The sequence below is a fragment of the Runella aurantiaca genome (genome assembly GCF_003339505.1).
Lineage (GTDB): Bacteria > Bacteroidota > Bacteroidia > Cytophagales > Spirosomataceae > Runella > Runella aurantiaca.
Map to the genome: position 1 here is coordinate 13,841 of NZ_QPIW01000012.1, position 21,262 is coordinate 35,102.

The 21,262-nt window shown below is 44.1% G+C and carries 23 protein-coding genes; 12 read left to right on the forward strand and 11 right to left on the reverse strand.

Annotated features, from left to right (window positions below):
• Positions 1 to 76: 76 nt before the first annotated feature.
• On the reverse strand, positions 77 to 1,231 hold the full coding sequence (locus DVG78_RS15370) for an MFS transporter (protein WP_114461954.1): 1,155 nt from the start codon (positions 1,229 to 1,231) through the stop codon (positions 77 to 79).
• A gap of 93 nt (positions 1,232 to 1,324) precedes the next feature.
• On the reverse strand, positions 1,325 to 1,594 hold the full coding sequence (locus tag DVG78_RS15375; protein ID WP_199563260.1) for a Uma2 family endonuclease: 270 nt from the start codon (positions 1,592 to 1,594) through the stop codon (positions 1,325 to 1,327).
• 54 nt (positions 1,595 to 1,648) lie between these two features.
• On the opposite strand from DVG78_RS15375, the gene DVG78_RS15380 reads away from it, so the two are divergent.
• Positions 1,649 to 1,987 (forward strand): PadR family transcriptional regulator, encoded by a 339-nt coding sequence (locus DVG78_RS15380; protein ID WP_166561171.1) that lies wholly within the window; start codon positions 1,649 to 1,651, stop codon positions 1,985 to 1,987.
• A complete protein-coding gene (locus DVG78_RS15385) occupies positions 1,984 to 2,721 on the forward strand; it encodes a hypothetical protein (RefSeq protein ID WP_114461956.1) in 738 nt (245 codons plus the stop codon). Before DVG78_RS15380 ends, DVG78_RS15385 begins: the two co-directional genes overlap by 4 nt.
• Before the next feature lie 98 nt (positions 2,722 to 2,819).
• On the opposite strand, the gene DVG78_RS15390 is transcribed toward DVG78_RS15385, so the two are convergent.
• The gene (locus DVG78_RS15390) at positions 2,820 to 4,304 is read right to left on the reverse strand and encodes a glycine--tRNA ligase (protein WP_114461957.1); all 1,485 of its coding nucleotides are present in this window, start codon (positions 4,302 to 4,304) and stop codon (positions 2,820 to 2,822) included.
• 120 nt (positions 4,305 to 4,424) lie between these two features.
• On the opposite strand from DVG78_RS15390, the gene DVG78_RS15395 reads away from it, so the two are divergent.
• Positions 4,425 to 5,399, forward strand: coding sequence for a ComEA family DNA-binding protein (locus DVG78_RS15395; RefSeq protein WP_114461958.1), 975 nt, complete (start codon positions 4,425 to 4,427; stop codon positions 5,397 to 5,399).
• Positions 5,400 to 5,503: 104 nt separating this feature from the next.
• On the opposite strand, the gene DVG78_RS15400 is transcribed toward DVG78_RS15395, so the two are convergent.
• The 3 genes from DVG78_RS15400 to DVG78_RS15410 are packed head-to-tail and all read right to left on the reverse strand — an operon-like array spanning position 5,504 to position 8,070.
• Positions 5,504 to 6,475 (reverse strand): UDP-glucuronic acid decarboxylase family protein, encoded by a 972-nt coding sequence (locus DVG78_RS15400; RefSeq protein WP_114066775.1) that lies wholly within the window; start codon positions 6,473 to 6,475, stop codon positions 5,504 to 5,506.
• On the reverse strand, positions 6,408 to 6,725 hold the full coding sequence (locus DVG78_RS15405) for a four helix bundle protein (RefSeq protein ID WP_114461959.1): 318 nt from the start codon (positions 6,723 to 6,725) through the stop codon (positions 6,408 to 6,410). Before DVG78_RS15405 ends, DVG78_RS15400 begins: the two co-directional genes overlap by 68 nt.
• A 28-nt stretch (positions 6,726 to 6,753) precedes the next feature.
• Entirely contained in the window at positions 6,754 to 8,070 is a 1,317-nt protein-coding gene (locus tag DVG78_RS15410; protein ID WP_114461960.1) for a UDP-glucose dehydrogenase family protein, read from the reverse strand.
• Between the two features lie 399 nt (positions 8,071 to 8,469).
• On the opposite strand from DVG78_RS15410, the gene DVG78_RS15415 reads away from it, so the two are divergent.
• Positions 8,470 to 9,609 (forward strand): acyl-CoA dehydrogenase family protein, encoded by a 1,140-nt coding sequence (locus DVG78_RS15415; RefSeq protein ID WP_114461961.1) that lies wholly within the window; start codon positions 8,470 to 8,472, stop codon positions 9,607 to 9,609.
• Between the two features lie 127 nt (positions 9,610 to 9,736).
• Here DVG78_RS15415 and recA read toward each other — a convergent pair whose 3' ends face one another.
• Positions 9,737 to 10,795 carry a recombinase RecA gene (recA, locus tag DVG78_RS15420; RefSeq protein ID WP_114461962.1) on the reverse strand — a complete coding sequence of 353 codons (1,059 nt, stop codon included), beginning with the start codon at positions 10,793 to 10,795 and terminating at the stop codon, positions 9,737 to 9,739.
• Between the two features lie 329 nt (positions 10,796 to 11,124).
• On the opposite strand from recA, the gene nusB reads away from it, so the two are divergent.
• From nusB to coaE, 6 genes are all read left to right on the forward strand, one after another.
• Positions 11,125 to 12,297: a transcription antitermination factor NusB gene (nusB, locus tag DVG78_RS15425; RefSeq protein ID WP_114461963.1), complete on the forward strand. Its 1,173-nt coding sequence runs from the start codon at positions 11,125 to 11,127 to the stop codon at positions 12,295 to 12,297.
• 66 nt (positions 12,298 to 12,363) lie between these two features.
• Entirely contained in the window at positions 12,364 to 12,666 is a 303-nt protein-coding gene (locus DVG78_RS15430; RefSeq protein ID WP_114066780.1) for a YtxH domain-containing protein, read from the forward strand.
• 12 nt (positions 12,667 to 12,678) lie between these two features.
• Entirely contained in the window at positions 12,679 to 13,119 is a 441-nt protein-coding gene (locus DVG78_RS15435) for a DUF1573 domain-containing protein (protein ID WP_114461964.1), read from the forward strand.
• A 42-nt stretch (positions 13,120 to 13,161) separates the two neighbouring features.
• The gene (gene yajC, locus DVG78_RS15440) at positions 13,162 to 13,473 is read left to right on the forward strand and encodes a preprotein translocase subunit YajC (RefSeq protein ID WP_114461965.1); all 312 of its coding nucleotides are present in this window, start codon (positions 13,162 to 13,164) and stop codon (positions 13,471 to 13,473) included.
• Positions 13,474 to 13,483: 10 nt separating this feature from the next.
• Complete coding sequence (locus tag DVG78_RS15445) at positions 13,484 to 14,257, forward strand: YbbR-like domain-containing protein (protein WP_199563261.1); 774 nt, start codon at positions 13,484 to 13,486, stop codon at positions 14,255 to 14,257.
• A 66-nt stretch (positions 14,258 to 14,323) separates the two neighbouring features.
• On the forward strand, positions 14,324 to 14,911 hold the full coding sequence (gene coaE / locus DVG78_RS15450; RefSeq protein ID WP_114461966.1) for a dephospho-CoA kinase: 588 nt from the start codon (positions 14,324 to 14,326) through the stop codon (positions 14,909 to 14,911).
• Positions 14,912 to 14,928: 17 nt separating this feature from the next.
• Here the strand turns inward: coaE and DVG78_RS15455 are convergent, their stop codons facing one another.
• Positions 14,929 to 16,014, reverse strand: coding sequence for a CaiB/BaiF CoA transferase family protein (locus DVG78_RS15455; protein ID WP_114461967.1), 1,086 nt, complete (start codon positions 16,012 to 16,014; stop codon positions 14,929 to 14,931).
• A 104-nt stretch (positions 16,015 to 16,118) separates the two neighbouring features.
• On the opposite strand from DVG78_RS15455, the gene DVG78_RS15460 reads away from it, so the two are divergent.
• On the forward strand, positions 16,119 to 16,673 hold the full coding sequence (locus DVG78_RS15460) for a hypothetical protein (protein ID WP_114461968.1): 555 nt from the start codon (positions 16,119 to 16,121) through the stop codon (positions 16,671 to 16,673).
• A gap of 109 nt (positions 16,674 to 16,782) precedes the next feature.
• Here DVG78_RS15460 and DVG78_RS15465 read toward each other — a convergent pair whose 3' ends face one another.
• The 3 genes from DVG78_RS15465 to DVG78_RS15475 form a co-directional block, all read right to left on the reverse strand.
• Positions 16,783 to 17,412, reverse strand: a complete 630-nt coding sequence (locus tag DVG78_RS15465; protein ID WP_114461969.1) for a LysE family translocator — start codon at positions 17,410 to 17,412, stop codon at positions 16,783 to 16,785.
• Positions 17,413 to 17,454: 42 nt separating this feature from the next.
• Entirely contained in the window at positions 17,455 to 18,060 is a 606-nt protein-coding gene (locus tag DVG78_RS15470) for a dioxygenase family protein (RefSeq protein WP_158550037.1), read from the reverse strand.
• Positions 18,061 to 18,404: 344 nt separating this feature from the next.
• Positions 18,405 to 19,829: a CotH kinase family protein gene (locus DVG78_RS15475; protein WP_114461971.1), complete on the reverse strand. Its 1,425-nt coding sequence runs from the start codon at positions 19,827 to 19,829 to the stop codon at positions 18,405 to 18,407.
• A 386-nt stretch (positions 19,830 to 20,215) separates the two neighbouring features.
• On the opposite strand from DVG78_RS15475, the gene DVG78_RS15480 reads away from it, so the two are divergent.
• Positions 20,216 to 21,244, forward strand: coding sequence for a ligand-binding sensor domain-containing protein (locus DVG78_RS15480; RefSeq protein ID WP_229598239.1), 1,029 nt, complete (start codon positions 20,216 to 20,218; stop codon positions 21,242 to 21,244).
• Positions 21,245 to 21,262 lie beyond the last annotated feature (18 nt).

Sequence of the window (21,262 nt, forward strand, 5' to 3'; positions counted from 1 at the left end):
TAGGTGGTTGGCGCGTCAAAATTACGACACAAACCAACGCGTTGTACTGAGGGAAGTCATTAGTTTTTAATTTTTATCAGGCTAGCACCTGTTTCGCACGCTTCCACCAAAGTAAATATCCCAATGAGACCACCGCCAAAACCGCCGAAATGAAAAACGCAAAAGGCATGTTATGCACATCTCCTTGGTACCACCAGCCTGACCACCAAGCCCCTACGCCAATACCCGCTTCCAACGCAATGTACATTGTAGCAAGGGCACGGCCTCTATAATCTGGATGACTCAAATCAATGGCCCAGGCCGTCAGCGTTGGCGTGTTCAATCCCCACGAAAATCCGAACAGAATTGCGGCAGCCCAAAAACCAAACGGTGATTGGCTCAAACCCAAAATGGTCATTCCAACCGCTAAAATCACCGTAGAGATAATCAAGACTGGCACTCGCCCATGAATGTCCGACGACTTGCTCGCAAACACCCGAATCAATAAAGATGCCACCGTATAGACGGTAAAAAACAGACCCTTATTGCCTACGCCCAGGGTTTTGCTCATGTCGGGCACAAGGGTTAGAACCACGCCCGACGAAAACGACACACAAAACATCACGATAAACACACTCAATACCCTCGGCTCAAAAATATCGCGTCGCGAAATTTTAAACAACTTCAAACTAAATGGTTGTTTGTCAACAAGCGTCTCTTTCATGTTGAGCAATATCAGAATTGAAATCAGCGCAAACGCCGACGCTACGTAAAACATAGGATTGATGCCAAACCACAACGTCAGGTAACTACCGATGGACGGCCCGATTGACATCCCCGTGGCCGTAAAAATCCCCAGCATCCCCGCTGCTTCGCCCCGACGGTTTTCAGGAATAATGTCGGCCACGTAGGCCGCCGTCGCCGTAGGTTTGGTTCCCGTTGAAAAACCGTGTAAAAACCGCAACAACAGAAAACCCCATACTACATGCACAAAGGGATAAAACAAACTACACACGCAACACACCAATGACCCGAAGGCCATCACAGGCACACGCCCAACGGTGTCGGTGAGTTTGCCACTGAAAGGCCGCGACAGGCCTGCAGTGAGTGTAAAAAGAGCAATGATAAGACCGATGTGTTCCTTGCCACCCATAGCAGTCAAGTAATCGGGCAATTCAGGAATCATCATCTGAAAACTTGCGGAAAACAGAAAGTTACTGATGCAAAGAAGCCAAAACTGAAGGTTGTACATAACGAAAATAACGGTGGAGAATGAAAAAAGAAAGGACTGAAAGACGCTTTTGGGGTATCTTTCAGTCCTTTCTCATGTTTTATTAATGATTGTTTATCTTATTTCGAAAACAGTTTCGGGCAAATCTTCCGTGTTGACGTACAAATCTGACAGCGGCAAGTCCATCCCGATGGTTTCTAAACAGAGTAATGATTCCAATGATTTTCCTTCAAATACCAATGACCAAATTCCCTCGTTGCTTTTTCGCCACAACTCCGCCCAAACTCGGCGAGAATCAATCAAAAGATATTCTCTAAACGTCGGAATATCACGGAAAAGTTCAAATTTTTCGCCTCTGTCGTAATTAGCGGGAGAAAAATACAAAAATTTTATACCTAAGAAAATTTTGTATATAGAAATGTCATGTATATTTGCGTTATGCAACAACAAACCTACCTCAAAGGCTGCCTAAGTGCCATCGTGCTACAATTATTGCAGGACAACAAGCGCATGTACGGCTACGAAATCACGCAACGAGTGCGCGAAATCACGGCGGGAGAACTCCAACTCACCGAAGGAGCGCTCTACCCTACCCTGCATAAACTGGAAGCTGAAGGCGTATTGACCACCGAAAATGCGCTAGTGGACGGGCGTAACCGCAAGTATTATAAACTCACCGAAAACGGCCACCAACAGGCCCAAAGCGCCGTGTCGGAATTGGCAGATTTTGTTTCTAACCTTCAAAAAATCTTACACCTAAAACCTTCAATCGGATGAAATTAACGGCCCACCAACTTGACCTCATCAGCAAGGAAATCATCGCAGGCGGTATCAAATACCAAGACCTGTACGAAGAGCTATTAGATCATTATATTTTGGCTATCGAAGATCGTGTAGAACAAGGGCAGACGTTTGGAGAAGCGTTTGGGGAAGTGCATTCCGAGTTTGTAAATTACAAACGCCCCGCCCGCACATGGGATCATTACGGTGTTTGGAAAGATTATACTAATGGAGGCCAACCCGAATATGGTTTAGAAAAACTCCAAGCCGAATACATAGAAAGCCTAACGGGAGAAATTTCCCAAAGACATTGGCAAATCATGAAAGACTACTTCCGCTGGCCCACGTTCGTAACTACGATTTTGGTGGGATTACTTACGTTTCAATTTGCCTATTTGGTGCCGCGTACATCTTTTGTATGGGTCATTTCAGCATGTGTTCTCTTTCCTATTTTAGTGGTATTGCCTCAAGTGGCCAAGCAAATTTGGGGTTATGGATTTGGGCAGCAAAAATTTATTAACTCACTTAAATACAACGCTATATATACAAGACTTGGGTTCTTGTTTGCCTTAGTTAGCGTTATGCTGAACTTGCCACGTGCTTTCTTTGATTATAATGTATTCAAGGATGGCCCACTCTTCATCGTAGCCGCTTTACTTTGCTTTTACATCGCCTACGCGCTCAGTTTTTATCAACTCTACCGCGAGCGATTTAAAGTAACTATGACGTAAAATAAAATAACCACAGAGAAACGGAGGTACACAGAGGAGTGATTTTTCTCTGTGTACCTCCGTTTCTCTGCGGCAGGCGTTCCTGTGGTTGAAAACAACTATATCAACTCCAAAATACGCTGCTCTGACACCGCGTAGCCAATCTTGGCTTTCAGCTCGCTAATGTGCACACGTTCTTGCTCCATGCTGTCGCGGTGACGAATGGTAACGGTATCGTCTTCCAAGGTCTGATAATCCACCGCGATACAGAACGGCGTACCGATGAGGTCCTGACGGGTGTAGCGCTTACCGATGGCATCACGCTCTTCATAAAACACCCGAAACTCGCCACGGAGTGCTTTGACGATTTCTTCCGCTTTTTCGGGCAAACCGTCTTTTTTCACCAACGGGAAAATCGCCGCTTTGAAAGGAGCCAGCGCGGGATGCAGTTTTAACACGGTGCGCTCTTTCTGGGCATCGCCCTCTCCTACCGTTTCTTTGGTAAAGGCATTGCAGAATACCGCCAAAAACAGACGGTCGGCCCCTACCGACGTTTCGACCACGTACGGGATGTAGTTTCCGAAAGGTTTGCCGTTTTCGTCGAGGTCATTATCAAAATACTGTTGTTTCTTTTTGGAAAACTCTTGGTGACTTTTTAAATCATGATTAGTTCGTGAGTGAATCCCTTCCATTTCACGAAAACCAAACGGAAATTGGTATTCAATATCCACGGCAGCATTAGCATAAAAAGCCAATTTTTCATGATCATGAAATTTCAACTTCGCGGCAGGAAGTCCCACGGCTTGGTGAAATTTCAAACGCGTATCGCGCCATTTTTCGTACCATTCCATTTCGGTACCAGGGCGCACAAAAAACTGCATTTCCATTTGTTCAAACTCCCGCATCCGAAACGTAAACTGCCGCGCAACAATCTCATTCCGAAAGGCTTTTCCGATCTGGGCAATGCCAAACGGAATCTTCATCCGACCTGATTTCTGTACGTTCAGAAAGTTCACAAAAATCCCCTGCGCCGTTTCGGGACGCAGATAGATCAAATTGGAATCCTCTGCCACCGACCCTACCTGCGTGCTGAACATCAGGTTGAACTGACGTACTTCGGTCCAATTGGCAGTGCCTGAGACTTGACATTTAATTCCTTCGGCAATGATCAGTTCGCGGACGCCTTCGAGATTCTCATCCCCCAACAAACGACCCATTTCGTTCAACAGCGCCTGTGCTTTTTCAGGTTGTCCGTCGGCCGCGTATTGCTCCGCTTTGCCTTCCAGCAACTGATCGGCACGGTAGCGTTTTTTGGAATCTTTGTTGTCGATCATCGGGTCACTGAAACCGTCTACGTGTCCGGAAGCTTTCCACGTAAGCGGGTGCATGAAAATCGCGGCATCAATTCCGACTATATTGTCGTTGAGCTGCGTCATGGCTTTCCACCAGATATTTTTGAGGTTATTTTTCAGTTCTACGCCGTTTTGACCGTAGTCATAAACCGCCTGTAGACCGTCATAAATCTCAGAAGAAGGAAATACAAATCCGTATTCTTTGGCGTGCGCCACAATGTCCTGTAAAGAAGTAGCCGGTGCTTGACTCATGGGTACGTTATTCGTTTGTTATCTATTGTTCAAGATGATATAAGCGCGCAAAATTAGGGAATTTGTGACGTAATGATGCAATCTAAGTCAAAAAGCCGCTAGACAAGCTTCTAATTCTCTATGCTAAAACGCCTTCTATACTTAATTCGCGATGAATTTGGCCTTTCGCGCAGTCAGGCGCGGGGATTTTTGGTGGTTGCGGTCGTGATGGTTTTGTGCTGGTTTGGGCCATTGACCTACGACCGTTTTACGTCCGAAAAATCAACTGTCATTCCCGAAACTGATAGCCGAAAAGCCGACAGTTTGTTGGCTATTTTAGAAAAGATACAACCCGAAAAACCGTATTATTCCAAATCAAATGGGGCAGACTATTCTCAAAAAGACCGTGAAGAAAATCCAGAACGGCCGTTGTCGCTGTTTTATTTTGACCCTAATATCGCTTCTGTTACGCAATTTCAAGAGTTGGGAATGCCAAAATTCATTGCCGAAAGGATTATAAAATATCGCACCAAAGGCGGACAATTTCGCAAGAAAGAAGATTTACAGAGAATTTACGGCTTGGCTCCTGCTTTGTACGAACGTCTCGAACCCTATATCAACATTCCCGAAAAAAAACCGTTTGCTGCAACTACAAACCCACCCGTTCCTGAGCCAGCCTTTACCCCTGCGGCTCCTAAACCTGCGTTTACAAAACCTGCATTGACGACTTTCGACATCAATACGGCCGATACAAGTCAGTTGATTCGTTTGAAGGGGATTGGCAGCAAACTCGCCGCCAGGATTGTGAAATTTCGGGATGGATTGGGTGGCTTTGCTTCTACGACGCAGTACACCGAAGTTTTCGGGCTGGATTCGTTGGCGTTGAGTGAGTTAAATCGTTTTGCGCAAGTACGTAGTTCGGTACAGAAAATCAGCATCAATACCGTTTCACCAGAAGAACTGGACCGACACCCTTATCTTTCCAGACGCCAATCTGAAATCATCGTGCGATACCGTGAGCAGCATGGTTCTTACAAAACCCCTCAGGACTTATTGAATATCAAGATTTTGGACGAGAAGCTTGTCAATAAGATAGCGCCTTATTTGGCATTTTGACAAAAAAAATCACGCAAAGTCGCGAAAGAGTGGTCCGTCGCTGGGGCAAAGTTTTTCTCTGCATCTCCGCGTCTTTGCGTGAGTATACTTTCAGGAGTTAATTCCTAGAACTGACGGTGATTTGACTCTTCGTAGAGGCGCTCTTCTGGCAAGTTTCTGAAGTAATCGTACGTAATTCTTAAACCTTCTTCGCGGGACACTTTCGGCTCCCAACCCAACACCTTTCTTGCCAACGTAATATCTGGCTGACGTTGTTTTGGATCATCTTGCGGAAGCGGCTTGTAGATAACTTTCTGCGAAGTTCCCGTCAATTTGATGATTTCTTCGGCAAACTGCCCGATGGTAATCTCGGCAGGGTTACCTACATTGACCGGCATGGGGTGGTCGCTCAAGAGCAAACGATAAATCCCTTCCACCAAATCATCGACGTAGCAGAAAGAGCGCGTTTGCGAACCATCACCAAAAACGGTTAAATCTTCACCGCGCAAAGCCTGACCGATAAACGCAGGCAATACCCGCCCGTCGTTTAGGCGCATACGAGGGCCGTAAGTATTAAAAATCCGCACGATACGCGTTTCTACGCCGTGATGACGGTGGTAGGCCATCGTTATGGCTTCCTGAAAACGCTTCGCTTCATCGTAACAACCACGCAATCCGACGGGATTAACGTGGCCCCAATATTCTTCATTTTGGGGGTGAACCAACGGGTCGCCGTATACTTCTGAAGTTGAGGCAACCAAGATACGAGCACCTTTTGCTTTGGCCAGACCAAGGCAATTGTGTGTACCCAGCGAGCCTACTTTAAGGGTTTGAATCGGGATTTTTAAATAATCAATCGGGCTTGCCGGAGAGGCAAAATTGAGAATATAATCCAAGTCACCATCAATCACGATGTGCTTAGAAACATCATGATGAATGAATTCAAAATGAGGATTTGAACGCAAATGCTCGATATTGCGCAAATCGCCCGTGACGAGATTATCCATCCCGATGACATAATAGCCTTCCTTAATAAAACGGTCGGAAAGGTGTGACCCCAGAAATCCTGCTGCGCCGGTGATTAAAACTCTTTTCATTTATCAGTAAACATTTATCATTTAACAATTTTACCAGAACCACATCAAAAACATTTTGATAGGGTTTATTCGGGTGGTTTATAAGAATTGAGAACAGGATTTTAGCTAGTTCATCAGCATCGTTATAAATACTTTCAAAAGCCTTTTGCTCAATATAGCCCGTATCTTTCAGTAAAGAAAGCCAATATTTCGTTTCTAGACATTCCTTGTAAGCAATCGACATTTTAGCAGAAAAATCTGATTTTGCCATTTAAATGCTCAATATTAACTGGTCAATGTTAAATGCCAACCGTTTCTCTTCCAATGGAATAATACGTAAATCCAAGTTCTTTCATTTGGTCGAGTTCATACACATTACGACCGTCAAAAATTACTTTACTCTTCATCAGCAACGCCATTTTTTCAAATTCTGGCGTACGGAACTGCGGCCATTCCGTAAATATCATCAACGCGTCGGCCTCATCCAAAGCAGCGTAGGGCGTATGTGCGTACGTGATTTTGTTGCCCAACACGTAGTTGCGCACATTTTCCATTCCTTCAGGGTCGTATGCAATCACTTTGGCGCCCTGTTCGAGCAATATACTGATGTTTTCTAATGCCGGTGCTTCACGAATATCGTCGGTATATGGCTTAAATGACAATCCCCACACCGCAATGGTTTTGCCCGTCAAATCTCCGTCAAAATGTTTTTTTACCAGAGGAATCATTTTGGTTTTTTGCGCCTCGTTGACTTCCATTACTGATTTCAACACTTTGAAATCGTAATTGTATTCCTCCGACGTTTTGGCCAAAGCCTGAACATCTTTCGGGAAGCAGCTTCCGCCGTACCCGATACCCGCAAACAGAAAACGTTTTCCGATGCGGCTATCCGTTCCGATTCCTTTACGAACATTGTCTACATCGGCACCCGCCAATTCACAAAGGTTCGCAATTTCGTTCATAAACGTAATCTTCATCGCCAAGAAAGAATTGGCCGCGTACTTGGTCATTTCTGCCGAGCGCTCATCCATAAAAATAACGGGGTTGCCCTGACGTACCAGCGGTGCATACAGTTTTTCCATTACTTTTTTAGCTCTTTCCGAACGCGTTCCTACTACCACCCGGTCGGGCTTCATGAAATCCTCCACCGCTACTCCTTCTCTCAGGAACTCAGGATTGGAAACCACATCAAACTCTACTTTTGCATTTTTGGCAATGGCGGCACTTACTTTTTCTGCGGTGCCGACGGGTACGGTACTTTTATCAACGATAACCGCATATTCTTCCATGATTTTTCCCAAATCATCGGCTACCTTCAAAATATATTTTAAATCGGCCGAGCCATCTTCACCGGGAGGCGTAGGCAATGCCAGAAAAATAACCTGCGCATCTTTGATTCCTTCAACCAGATTGGTTGTAAACTTCAACCGGCCTTCTGCCACGTTGCGATGGAAAAGCACGTCCAACCCGGGTTCATAAATCGGAATAATTCCGTTGTTCAGCTTTTCAACTTTTTTAATATCAATATCAACACAAGTCACTTGAATCCCTGTTTCCGAAAAACAAGTTCCCGTTACAAGTCCTACATATCCGGTTCCTACTACTGCTATTTTCATAAATCGCTGTTTGTTGGTTGTTATTTTATTCCGCTTTGGAATTCTATAAATTTAAGAAATCTAAAAATTGTATTTTTTTTAGCTTATAAAATCGCCTCAAAATTAGAAGAATTTTGGCAATCCCTCTAAATCAAACGCATATTTGTCTATGCATCATTGATTTTACGGCAAACACCCAATTTTTTCAAGAAATAATATTACCTAAAAATTCGTTGTTAAGACAAATTTTATCTAGCTTTTTACTCCTTGCTTCCAAATACCTTTGAACCGTTATTCAATCCACACCAAATTCAAAATAGCGCCTTCTAACCAAATGAGCAACGGTTGTTGGCATAATCATTGACTAAGCATACATTAGAGAAACGGAATCAACAACTATACCTTTCACTTGTTACGACTATGATGGCAGAAATTGCAGAAAACCAAGAATTGATTGCACAGTCAGTCCGCGATTTTGCAGCGCGTCTGATTCAACCTCACGTTAGAGATTGGGACGAAAGTCAGTATTTTCCCGTCGAAATTTTTCATCAGCTTGGAGCATTGGGCGTGATGGGCATATTGGTTCCTGAGTCTTACGGTGGCGCAGGATTGGGCTATCGCGAATACATAACCGCCATTGTTGAATTGAGCAAAGTTGACCCTTCCATCGGTCTTTCGATGGCCGCCCATAACTCGCTGTGCACCAATCACATTTTAATGTTTGGCAACGAAACCCAAAAGCAGAACTACCTTCCAAAACTTGCGTCGGGCGAGTGGATTGGCGCATGGGGCTTGACCGAACCCAACACGGGCTCCGATGCTGGAAATATGCGAACCGTTGCCGTCAAAGACGGAGAATATTGGGTCTTGAATGGCGCTAAGAACTTCATTACCCACGGCAAAAGCGGCAATGTAGCCGTCGTGATTGCGCGGACGGGTGCGCCAGGCGATAAACGGGGAGCGACGGCTTTTATCATCGAACGAAATACCCCCGGATTTTCGGCGGGGAAAAAAGAAGATAAACTCGGTATGAGGGCTTCCGAAACGGCAGAACTGATTTTTCAGGATTGTCGGATTCACGAAAGTCAGGTGTTGGGGGAAGTGGGAGAAGGGTTTATTCAATCACTGAAAATATTGGACGGTGGACGCATTTCCATTGCCGCTTTGAGTCTAGGAACCGCCATCGGTGCCTACGAAGCTGCTTTGGCGTATTCCAAAGAACGCCATCAGTTTGGAAAAGCGATTTCGCAGTTTCAGGCCATTGCGTTTAAATTGGCCGATATGTTCACCGAAATTGAAGCCGCTAAATTACTGGTTTATGACGCTGCCGATCGCAAAGACCGGGGCGAAACCGTTACACTACAAAGTGCAACGGCCAAATATTACGCTTCTGAAGTATCAGTACGCGTAGCCAATGAAGCAGTGCAGATTTTCGGCGGATACGGTTTTACGAAGGATTATCCCGTAGAGAAATTTTACCGCGACTGCAAACTGTGCACCATCGGCGAAGGAACGAGCGAAATTCAGAAACTGGTTATTTCAAGAGAAATTTTGAAATAACATCCGTAGGGGCAGGCCCGCGGCGGACCGCTTGCGTCTGCCCCTACCGCGTTGGTAGGGATAGCACCTCTGTTCCAAATAAAAAAGGGCAGACGTAAAGCCTGCCCCTACCATTAATTTAAAAACCTTACTCAGGTTTTCCGTCATCGGCGATGTTTGGCTCAAGAGTATCGACGAGCGCATTTTCATCTTCGTTGACTTTGGCCCGGATTTTGGCTTCCAGTTCTTCCGTCAATTCAGGATTGTCTTTCAGCAATTGTTTTACAGCATCACGGCCTTGCGACAAGCGGTTGCCGTCGTAGCTGAACCATGAACCTGATTTTTTAACAATCTCCAACTCCACCGCCAAGTCGATGATTTCACCCACTTTGGAGATACCTTCTCCGTACATGATGTCAAACTCAATCACTTTAAACGGCGGTGCCAATTTATTTTTCACCACTTTCACTTTGGTACGGTTACCCGTGATGTTGTCAGCACTTTCCTTGATTTGACCGATACGACGAATATCCAAACGAACCGACGCGTAATATTTTAGGGCGTTACCACCCGTGGTGGTTTCGGGACTACCAAACATAACGCCGATTTTATCGCGCAACTGGTTGATAAAGATACAGCAGCAGTTGGTCCGGTTGATTACCCCCGTCAATTTACGCAAAGCCTGCGACATCAAACGGGCCTGTAAACCCATCTTGCTGTCACCCATTTCACCTTCAATTTCTGCCTTTGGTACAAGGGCCGCCACGGAGTCAATCACGATGATGTCAATGGCCCCCGAAGAAATTAAATGTTCGGCAATTTCGAGCGCTTGCTCCCCGTTATCAGGCTGTGAAATCAATAAATTTTGGGTATCAATCCCTAATTTTTGGGCATAACTGCGGTCAAAAGCGTGCTCGGCATCAATAAAGGCGGCCAATCCGCCTGCTTTCTGCGCTTCGGCAATGCAGTGCATGGCAAGGGTCGTCTTTCCTGATGACTCAGGACCATAGATTTCCACGACCCGGCCGCGTGGCAATCCGCCAATTCCTAACGCTAAGTCCAACCCAACGGAACCCGTTGAAATGACTTCTACGTCCATTACTTTTTTGTCACTCAGACGCATGACTGTGCCTTTTCCGTAGGCTTTATCTAGCTTCTCAAGTGTTGTTTGCAAGGCTTTAAATTTCTGTTCTTTGTTGTCTGCCATTGGATTAAATTGTTGCTTTACAGCTAATTATAAATGTTAAAATTATCGAAATTTTGCTGCCTTGAGCAGCCACCTTTATAGAAGTAAAATTACGGCTTTTCTGTGACATTACAAACTCTTTTTTTGAACAAAATCCACCCGTTTCTGTCTTTATTGGAACAATAAAAATAAGGGCAAAAATTCTGTACATCAACGGTACTATTGGACGGTAATTGCGGTCAACGTCACGAGTATTCTTGGAAAATTTGGGTTATTTAACGTACCTTTGCGGCTGGAAACACAAGCAAGTTCTTTTCCTTGCTGCTTATTTGCACAAATTTCAAGACTGAATGTTAAGTCGAAGACACCTGCGCGTAAAGGTGCTGCAATCCCTTTACGCTCTGCAAGCTGCCCGCGAGGCAGACTATCTATTGGCGGTAGATTTCATCACGGAATCTTTCAAGCCAGACCTCAATTCCATGACACCCCAAGACCCCTTGAAGTTGGAAGGAATGAGAAAAATGACCACTCTTTTGCTGGAGGAAAATTATCGCAAAGGGGAAATCCCACACGATGATGATACCCCACCCACGGCTTTGGTCACGGCCAAAAATGCCCTCCGGTATTACCAAGATTTGTTCAAAAAAGACAAGCAACGCATCGCTCGGCAACTGACGCCCGAAGTGGAGGCCATCTACAACACGTACCTGCTCCTTTTACAGCTTTTCATTGAATTTGGCTCGCTATCTCAAGCTGAACGCGAACGCCAGTACGACGATCCAGACAACAAACCGCTCTCAAAAATTGCGGGTTTTGATACCAACCGAGTCGTGGTTGCGCTGAGTGAGAGCAAAACCTTGGAAAATGAGTTTATTCGTCGCGGAATCACGTGGGGGCAAGAAACCACTGGACTTGTACGTACGCTGTTCAGGGATGTTTTTCGGAACGACGATGCCTATCGGGCCTATTGTGAAACCAAAGAACACACCGCCGAAGAAGACCTGCAACTCATTCTGAATGCGCTCAAAGATGTGGTTCTGAAAAATGAGGATGTTGTTAGCTTTTTTGAACTCAAAGACCTGTACTGGAGCGAAAACGGCGACCTTGCCCGTAAAATGGCCAACAAAACATTCAAATCAACCATCGAAGACAGCGGGCTTCAGCTCACTCCTTTGACCGATGATTGGGAAGAAGATCGCTTTTTTATGGAAGAATTGTTTGAGCAAACCACCACCCGAAACGACGAAATCGAGCAAATCATTGCCGAGCCACTCAAAAACTGGGATTTAGACCGTTTGGCCCCGATGGATTATTTAATCCTGAAAATGAGTGTTTCCGAGATGATGTCTTTTCCCGGAATCCCCGTCAAGGTGACAATAAACGAAGCAATTGAAATGGCCAAAGAATATAGTACGCCAAAAAGTGGTAAATTTGTAAATGGAATCTTAGATACCCTTTCAAAAACGCTGATCAAAGAAGGCAAAATCCGAAAAAGCGGAAGGGGATTGTTGGATAATAAATAAATCCGAGTTGACTGTAGGTATTTACTGCCCGCACAATCACTGAAAACAATAAACATTTAAAACAACATGAGCAATTCATCAAAAGTATTGATCGCATTTTTGGCAGGCGTTGCTACGGGCGCCGCCGTTGGCGTTTTGTACGCACCCGAAAAAGGCGAAATCACGCGTGACAAACTGTCGTATCGTCTTTCAAAATACCGTGAGCAATTACAGGGCCTTATCTCTGATTTGCTAGAAGGCAAAGATTTGCCCGAAAGTCTGGCAAAAGCAGAAGGACAAAAAGTGGTCACCGATGCACGCGAAAAAGCCGAACGGCTCTTGGAAGATGTGGACCGTCTGATGGCGCAAATCAAAGGACAAACTGCTTAATTTCAGTCCCCCATGCGATACCTATTTTTAGCTTTAGTAAGTACGGTTCTTTTATCCTGCGGAAGCAATCAGGATAAAAACGCCACGAGCAACCTGGATGATAAACTTCCAAAGTTTGAATTTGCGGAAGACATTAAAAATGTTGACTTCGGTTCTCTTAAAGAAGGCGCTCAAGTAGAACACACGTTTAAATTCAAGAATGTAGGCGATTTTCCGCTCATCATCAACAACGTGAGCGCTTCGTGCGGCTGTACCATCCCCGAGTGGCCCCGCCAACCCATAGGCCCAGGCGATGAAGGTGCCATTTTGGTTCGGTTCAACAGTAAAGGCAAACAGGGGCAACAGTTTAAAACAGTCACGATTTTTGCCAATACCAATCCAGCAACGACGGATATTCAGTTCAAAGCCGACGTTGAAGCCGCTAAAGATTCAGTGACCACCAGTTCGCTCTAAAAACCAACGACAAACCTTTTATTTAACCCTAATCATAAACCCATGCTCAACAGCATTTTTTTACAGGCCGGCGGCCAATCTTCCATGATTTACCAACTCCTTCTTTGGGCGGGTATCATTGGTGTATTTTACTTTTTCATGATTCGCCCTCAGCAAAAGAAGCAGAAAGACCAAAAGAAATTTTTGGAAGAACTAAAAAAGGGAGACGAAGTAGTTACAATCGGCGGTTTGCACGGTACGGTAGTATCCGTATACGAAACGACCGTTACGCTTGAAGTAGACGGCAGCAAAGGCACAAAAATGAAATTCGAGAAATCATCCGTTTCGCGTTTGGCAGGTACAAGTGCATCCTAATTGACATCAAGTGGCGCAGATTCCCCTTTCATCCCAACCTTCTCGTAGCCGCATCATCCTGTTTAGTTTGGTGGCGGCTACGATTATTTGGCTTTTCAATGAGCTTAACAAAGATGGATATACTCTTCGGGTCCAGTACCCCATTAATTTAACCTACAACGATTCGCTTTATATTCCCATTACGCCCCTTCCCAAAAGCGTCAGCGCTACGCTCACTGGAAACGGCTGGATGTTGCTGCGAAAATCACTTCCTTTTACAGTTTCGCCCGTTCAGTATCCCATTCTCAACCCGCTTGCTACCCAAACCCTCAATCCGGCGGCATTGACCGCCATCATGCACGAACAAGTGAAAGATGTGCGAATCAGCAACGTGATGCTGGATGTAAATCGCTTGGATTTTGAAGAACGAATGATCAAAACTACGGTGCTGAGAGTAGACAGTGCCGGATTGCAACTCTCGCCGCGATTTGTGGTATCAAGTTTCATCAATCTCCGCCCAACAACGGTCACGTTTGACGGCCCAACTTCGTTGGTAAGCGATATTGCAGACACTATTTTGGTACGGGTACCCGCCCAAAAAATAAGGGGTAATTACGATGAAGAGCTGCCCATCCGGTATCCCCAATCTCCCCTCTTGAAAGCAAGCACCGACCGTGTTTTTGTGAGTTTTGAAGTAGCGGAGTTATTCGGCAACATCCCCCCAACTTCTTCCCCAACCACGGAAGAAAAAACGACTCCAACGCCAAAATCCAAGTCGGGCGGCAAAAAATCAAAAAAGAAATAGACTTATTTCAAACGGCAGACTGACTACCTTCGATTTTTAAAATCGTAAATCAACCCTCCATTGGAAATGCTCCAAATCGGTATCACAGGCGGTATAGGCTCGGGCAAGAGCATTGTTTGTCGGATTTTTTCGGCTTTGGGCATCCCTGTATACTCCGCCGACGACCGCGCCAAATGGTTGCTTAATCACGACCTTACTCTCAAAAACGCCGTTACTGAGTTATTGGGTAGCGAGGCCTATTTACCAAACGGCAGTTACAACCGCGCTTGGGTGGCGAGTCAAGTGTTTCAGAATCCTCCGCTGTTGCAAAAACTAAACGCTATCGTACATCCTCGGGTGAGTGAAGATACGCAGAAATGGGTCGAGCACAACACCAACGCGCCTTACCTCATCAAAGAAGCGGCCATTATGGCCAAAGCGGGCCAAAACAACGCCCTCGCTCAAGTGATTGTGGTTTATGCCCCCGCCGACCTACGCGTAGCCCGCGTGCTGCAACGTGACCCTCAACGCTCAGAAAAAGAAGTCCGCGACATTATAGCCCGTCAAATTTCTGACGAAGAGCGCCATAAAATCGCTGATTTTATCATCTACAATGATGAAAGCCAACTGCTGATTCCGCAGGTGTGGGGGCTTCATCAGTTGTTCAAAAAATAATATTCTGGCAACGTTTTTCAACGTTCATCCATCTCAAACGCTACCGTTTTTACCCGCTTACTGACCGTCCCGTCGGGCAGCGTTTCTTCCAAAATCATGGACTGCGCCGCGGCCAATTCAAATACTTCTTGCATGTTACGAATGGCGGCGGAGGGTACAGATGCAACTTCCAGTTGCTGAAGCAATGAGGCAGCATCAACAACCGAAATTTTCTCGGCCAGTTTTGCATTCAATGCTGCTCGGTTTTTGACCCGTTCCACATTTGAACTAAATGAGGGCTGCGTTAAAATTTCTGATAAATCCAGCACTTGACACAAATTTCTGAACTGCTTTTCGGTGCCAACGGCCAATAAAATCGCTTTTCCATCGCTGCAAGTGTACATATCGCCGTAAGGGGCAATATTGGGATGTTGCGTGCCCATCCGTTGAGGAATGTGGGTGGCCATGAGCCAATTAGTCGCCTGATTGACCAACGACGCCACGGCCGAGTCAAACAAAGAAGTTGCCACATAAGCTCCTTTTCCCGTTTGGGTACGACGCAACAACGCCAACAATATTCCTTCTTTCAACTGATGTGCTGCCAACACATCAATCAGCGCAACGGGCATTTTGACGGGCGGCCCGCCCGCTTCGCCATTCATGTACAAAAAACCCGCTTCGGCTTGCAGTACCACGTCAAATGCGGGACGTTCGCTGTGATCATCAAAGGCATTGAGCTGCGCAAAAATCAATTTTGGATTGATTTGGGAAAGCGTTGGATAATCTACCCCCAATTTTTCGGCGACGGTTGTTCGATAATTACTAATCACAATATCGGCATTCTGAAGCAATCCATACACTTGCTCACGGTCATCAGCATCTTCTAAATCAAGCAGATAGATCTTTTTATTCCAGTTGACACTTGCGTAATAGGCCGAATACGAAGAAGAGGAATCTTCGGTGGGTAGTTTCCAAGAACGTGTCATGTCGCCACCCGTTTTTTTATTCTCAATTTTTATCACTTCTGCGCCCAATTCGGCAAAAAACATCCCCACGGCAGGCCCCGCCAAAACGCTGGCCAATTCGACTACTTTGAGCCGGTTTTTGAAAAATTGTTCGGTCATACATTCGGCTTATTTGTCCCAAATTTGCCAACTATTCTTTGATTTTCAGTAATGATTCGGTTACTTTACCAACTCTTACTCATCATTAAAATCAGATTGCGATCATGAATGAAGGATATAACCCCGAGGAAATCAAATTATTAAAGGAAGAGTGCCAAGAAGCAGGCACCAACTTCATTCATTGCGACGATGAAGATGTCAGTACCTCCGAAAATGGCGAATTGGCCCACGTCCAGTTTGTAGGTAGTTATAAAGGTCAGGAAGTTATTTATGATGCCATCATTTATACGTTGCGCCTGCACCACAGCAGTTTGGTGTACGAAAAAGCGGTAGAACAAGCCCAAAAAGTATATCCTGATTACCTGCCATTGGACGAACGCGCTCCCGGCTATAAAATCAGCCCTGCCGTGGAAGAAGAGGCCGAAGAACTCATCACCGAACTTATCGAATCCATTGAGGAAGAAGAGGAAGTAAAGGTCAAAGAACATTTGGAAATTGAGCCAGAATTTGAATATGGCGTAGGCTTAGACGCTTGTCTCAACATCGAGGCCGTTACCGACGAAGTGATTACGAAATTTATCGAAGACTTTAACCACGGTCGTCTGAAATTGGATACAACGCTGTATTCTTTCACCAGCGACGAAGAAGACGAAGATTAATTTGATACAAATGCAGTCTACAGTAGGCAGTAAACAGTTAGCTTAGGTTAAAACCAATCTAACATTGATTCGTTGACACTGCCTACTGTCATACTATAAACTGCCAGCTCTATTCTGACCGTTTGGCAAAGGCCAGATAAACTCCCAAACCCAACATCATAGCCCCCGTCACCTTGTTTTGGATGCGAGAAAAATGAGGTAGTTGGTTTAGATACCTTCCTGCTTTCCCAAAAAATACCGCCACGGCCGCGTTTACCAGCGTTCCTGAAACGTTAAACCAAATACCCAACACCAATACCTGCCACTTGAAATCTTCGGAATGAACGTCGGCAAATTGGGGCAAAAAAGCCAGAAAAAATAGCGCCACTTTGGGGTTAAGCACGTTGGTATAAACTCCCTGCCAAAATATTTTTTTTAAAGGTGTAGATTCCAGAGATGATTGGGTTGACAGGGTATTTTTGCTCAATAAAGACGTAATTCCTAAATAGCACAAATACCCCACTCCCAGAAACTTGACAATATTGAACGCCACCGCCGACTCAGCAATCAGCACCGAAAGCCCCAAAACCGCCGCAAAAGTATGTACCAAACATCCACCTGCGATACCCAAAGCCGATACAATACCCGCTTGAATTCCTTGAGTAGTACTGCGCGTGGCCACGTAAATCATGTCGGAGCCTGGCGTAAGATTAAGCATTAAGGTCGCAAAAGCGAAAAGTAGAAACTCGTTTGGATTCATACAAAAAGCGTTTTGGTTTACTGTTTTGGTAACGCAAAACGCCTAGTGATAATTCGGGATATTCTTCCCTAAAATAATGTCTCTTTTGCCAATCCAAACTCCTTGTTCATTTTTGGTCAATTTGATAATACCCGACCCACCTCGGTTCTGGGCGTTTGAGCGGTCTTTTTGGGTCAATAGTGAATCACCTTCAAATTGATATTCATCAATCCAATATTCATTCTTGGCGGTTTCTTTGATGATGGGATGCACATGCGCCGCAAACTTTTGACCTGGATACGCCGCCGGACGAATGGTACTGAACTGATACCTTCCCTGTGCGTCGGTTTTTATCCAGCCCCGCAGATGCCCATGCCGACGGGCATGGACCTGCGTGGCGGTGGGTGTATATTCTCCCTTTACATCGGTATGATACACGTACAAAATTACATCAGTCGCGGGGGTTTTGCCATCAGCTTGGTAAATCTTACCGCTGATTTCCATGCGCTCACCCGCTTCTTTGGCATCAGCGATAGTGGTTTGCCAAGATAGTGTTTTCGGCATTCCTTCAAACATCATTTCGCAATCTTCACAGCTGTCGCCCACTTTTTGGGCTTGAGAAAGCACACCTACAAAAAGCAAAATTGAGAAAATAAGAAGGTTTTTCATGGCCGTATCGTGTTGGTTTTCTGATACAAACCAAAAAAAATGGCTGAACATGAGCTAATTTATTAGGTGAGATGTCAGAATTCCTTGACATGCTACTTTATACGCAATTAGTTTTAGTGAATTTTGAAGCAGGATTGCCCGGGGATAGAAACTACAAAATGCACCGGAGGAAGGGCTTGCCGATTTTTTGATTATTTTATGTTGATTAGAATAGATAGAACACGCAAAAGTGTATCGCAATAAGCCAGTGTTTAAATCAGTACATCTACTATAAAAATTGAATAAGCCAAGATTTAAATAGGCACTTGGAAGTTTTGAAAGCTATATTTAGTAGTGAATAAAAATCATTGAATAGCTTTTACCTGACTTCTCAATGTATTTGTTGCATTTTCCCAAACAAGAACTGTAGTCGTTTTTTTATTGACTGCGTTCATAATATATCTATTATGAATATTATCGGCCTCAGTAATGAAAGGCTCAATTTGTTTTGCCCAAATATCCAACTGAGAAAGCATTTTATTGTTTGCAACGAAATTAGTCTGGAACCGATTTTTAATAAAATTATATTCTGAATCAAAACTTACCCATGCCGCTGTTAGCTTATCACAAGCGGCCGAACGCTGTTTTAGGGTACTGCTTCCACTTGTAAAAGGCAAACAGTCTTTCGATGTTTCTCCCCATTTATCGGCTAACGCCGTATTATCATTAGCATTTCTGATTATATGCTCAAAAGTGCCGTCCATATCCCATGGAATGAGATGCATTTTTCTGTTTTTTTTGTCTTCAAACCAGTAAAAATTCTTATTTACACAAGAATTTACCATTTCATTGCTGCAATACCAATGAAATGGGCCATCGTCGTGCCTGATTGCTCTGTCTACCACAATATAAGACATTATTTCGTCGATTTTCATGTATTCTCTTATCACTTCTTTGCCCGTTGATGCGTTAGAAGCAGCAATTGCCTGACTAAATTCTTTGATTAAATTAATATCTTTTTCCGCCTCATTGGTTTTTAGGGCGTCTATAAAAGCATTATCCGCCTGGAGTTCGCCGTTGGCTTTTACCGGCCAAACTTCCTTGTAGATATTACCATTTCCTTGCTTATAAAAATACTTGGCAAAGCGATTATCAATTTCTTCGGTTAGACCGTATAAACCCGAATATTTATTATTAATCAGCAACCTTGCATGAACCGAGCGAGGAGAAGGAACCCCCATTTGGGCAAAAAGCCAATAGGCCAAGCGTTCACGGAGCTGCGATTTATCATAGTTTTGCGCATGGAATTGAAGTTTGTTTACGTCGAAAAAACGTTCTTTACGGTCTTTCCAATTGATTTTTATCTGCATACTGAGCTTCTCACACGTTTTTTGTCCTGAAGGGTTCGCCCAATCAGGGTTCGACAAACAGCCTGCAAAAGCCCCAATCGAACCTTTGTAACGCACACCAACCGGACTGATAGTATCACCCTCAAATATCAAAGCGGCCTCTACATATTCTTCTTTGGCGGGGTCGGAATCTAATTTTGACAGGTCATCGTTTTTAATAATCAGTTCATACGTTCTTACTTTTTCCTGGTTATAGATATAATCGGAGCTTTCTTGTAGATACTTTTCATTGCCTTTGGGTATTATGTTGGGTAGGATTTGATTTGGAATAGTAGAATTTATTGGAGTCGGCATATCTTTTGAGCAGGAAAGAGTTATTACTAAGCCCAAAGTGGCAAGTGTCAACAATTTATAATACTTATTTAATCGACAGCCAGTCATTGATGTGGGTATTTTAGCGTAAAAAACAGTAAGTACAGGGGATAAAATAAATCGTCAATTTAATGCTTTATAAGTAGAAGAAGATAAATTTCTAATCAAAAATTGACTGCAATAAAATAGCTCACTTAATACTCCTTATTCAGGTGAAATACCTCTGGCATGAGAGACCCTGCGAAAACAGACTGTCGACACAGTAGGGTATATAGAAAACGTTAATCATAAAAACGCTACTTTCAGGGATTGGGCAAAAATTCAAACTACATCATGTCTAAAATGAGCATTTCCGGGTTGTCCCAAAAAACTTTTACTCTTCGTTAATCTTCATTAACAAGTCCTTAACAAAAGCTCAGCATAAAACCGGTAGGTTTGTTGAAAATCAAAAAGGAATGATGATAAAATACGCAAAATCAGTTGCTCCGTTGCTGATGTTTGTTTTTTGCAGTTTCTGTAACGCACAAAACAAAACTGAATTACCAACCGGTCATACCGAGTACAAAAACAAAGGCGTAATCACCTCTTACGGACCTAACACATCGGTTCGTACCATCAGGCAAGATAGAAAAGGAAACATTTGGCTTGCTTCAAACGAAGGGATTATTCGATACGATTCCAACCAGACAGTTGGAAAATCGTTTACCAATATCACAGGCGACTTGAGTCCCAATCGCTTCTTTTCTGTGTTAGAAGATAGAAAGGGAAATTTTTGGTTCGGTAATAATGGCTCAGGTGCTTACTATTACGATCCGGTTGAGAAATCCATTCAACATTTCACCACCGAGGACGGACTTCCCAGTAATCAGATTATTTGTATGTATGAAGATAGAACCGGCAATATTTGGTTCGGTACCAGCAGTGGAGCAAGTTGTTATAATGGAAAATCTTTTCGAAATTTCACAACTAAAGGAGGACTGCCCGATAATTGGATTAGTTCTATTATTGAAGACAAAACAGGGAAGTTGTGGCTTGGCACAGGAGGCAATGCCTGCATTTATGATGGAAAAATATTTACAATTTTTACTGTGAACGGCAGCACTTTTAGGAATGTTTGGTCTATCATCGAAGATAAAAAAGGCAATATTTGGCTTGGAGGAAGCGATGGCCTTTGGCGCTATGACGGCAGTACATCTACCACTTTCACCGAGAATTTTGTTGGTTATGTTTACGAAGATAAAAAAGGGAACATTTGGACCAGTGGAAAAAATGTGAATGGAATTTGGGTACTTTCTCGTTATGATGAAAAGTCATCCTCCGGTAAAAAGCCAACGGTCATTGAAATAACCCAATCACTCAACCTGTTTGGGATTTTAGAAGCGAATGATGGCAGTATTTGGTTTGGCTCATTTGATGGAGTATATCGTTATGACTCCAGACGGGCAGTTGGACATACCATTACCGACTTTAAGAATCAGAAATAATGTGTATAGCCGATAACT

Bases quoted from the DNA above. Each gene is read 5' to 3' on its own strand.
- DVG78_RS15370 (WP_114461954.1), bottom strand. From the start codon at position 1,231: ATGTACAACCTTCAGTTTTGGCTTCTTTGCATCAGTAACTTTCTGTTT.
- DVG78_RS15380 (WP_166561171.1), top strand. From the start codon at position 1,649: ATGCAACAACAAACCTACCTCAAAGGCTGCCTAAGTGCCATCGTGCTA.
- DVG78_RS15385 (WP_114461956.1), top strand. From the start codon at position 1,984: ATGAAATTAACGGCCCACCAACTTGACCTCATCAGCAAGGAAATCATC.
- DVG78_RS15390 (WP_114461957.1), bottom strand. From the start codon at position 4,304: ATGAGTCAAGCACCGGCTACTTCTTTACAGGACATTGTGGCGCACGCC.
- DVG78_RS15395 (WP_114461958.1), top strand. From the start codon at position 4,425: ATGCTAAAACGCCTTCTATACTTAATTCGCGATGAATTTGGCCTTTCG.
- DVG78_RS15400 (WP_114066775.1), bottom strand. From the start codon at position 6,475: ATGAAAAGAGTTTTAATCACCGGCGCAGCAGGATTTCTGGGGTCACAC.
- DVG78_RS15405 (WP_114461959.1), bottom strand. From the start codon at position 6,725: ATGGCAAAATCAGATTTTTCTGCTAAAATGTCGATTGCTTACAAGGAA.
- DVG78_RS15410 (WP_114461960.1), bottom strand. From the start codon at position 8,070: ATGAAAATAGCAGTAGTAGGAACCGGATATGTAGGACTTGTAACGGGA.
- DVG78_RS15415 (WP_114461961.1), top strand. From the start codon at position 8,470: ATGATGGCAGAAATTGCAGAAAACCAAGAATTGATTGCACAGTCAGTC.
- recA (WP_114461962.1), bottom strand. From the start codon at position 10,795: ATGGCAGACAACAAAGAACAGAAATTTAAAGCCTTGCAAACAACACTT.
- nusB (WP_114461963.1), top strand. From the start codon at position 11,125: ATGTTAAGTCGAAGACACCTGCGCGTAAAGGTGCTGCAATCCCTTTAC.
- DVG78_RS15430 (WP_114066780.1), top strand. From the start codon at position 12,364: ATGAGCAATTCATCAAAAGTATTGATCGCATTTTTGGCAGGCGTTGCT.
- DVG78_RS15435 (WP_114461964.1), top strand. From the start codon at position 12,679: ATGCGATACCTATTTTTAGCTTTAGTAAGTACGGTTCTTTTATCCTGC.
- yajC (WP_114461965.1), top strand. From the start codon at position 13,162: ATGCTCAACAGCATTTTTTTACAGGCCGGCGGCCAATCTTCCATGATT.
- coaE (WP_114461966.1), top strand. From the start codon at position 14,324: ATGCTCCAAATCGGTATCACAGGCGGTATAGGCTCGGGCAAGAGCATT.
- DVG78_RS15455 (WP_114461967.1), bottom strand. From the start codon at position 16,014: ATGACCGAACAATTTTTCAAAAACCGGCTCAAAGTAGTCGAATTGGCC.
- DVG78_RS15460 (WP_114461968.1), top strand. From the start codon at position 16,119: ATGAATGAAGGATATAACCCCGAGGAAATCAAATTATTAAAGGAAGAG.
- DVG78_RS15465 (WP_114461969.1), bottom strand. From the start codon at position 17,412: ATGAATCCAAACGAGTTTCTACTTTTCGCTTTTGCGACCTTAATGCTT.
- DVG78_RS15470 (WP_158550037.1), bottom strand. From the start codon at position 18,060: ATGAAAAACCTTCTTATTTTCTCAATTTTGCTTTTTGTAGGTGTGCTT.
- DVG78_RS15475 (WP_114461971.1), bottom strand. From the start codon at position 19,829: ATGACTGGCTGTCGATTAAATAAGTATTATAAATTGTTGACACTTGCC.
- DVG78_RS15480 (WP_229598239.1), top strand. From the start codon at position 20,216: ATGATGATAAAATACGCAAAATCAGTTGCTCCGTTGCTGATGTTTGTT.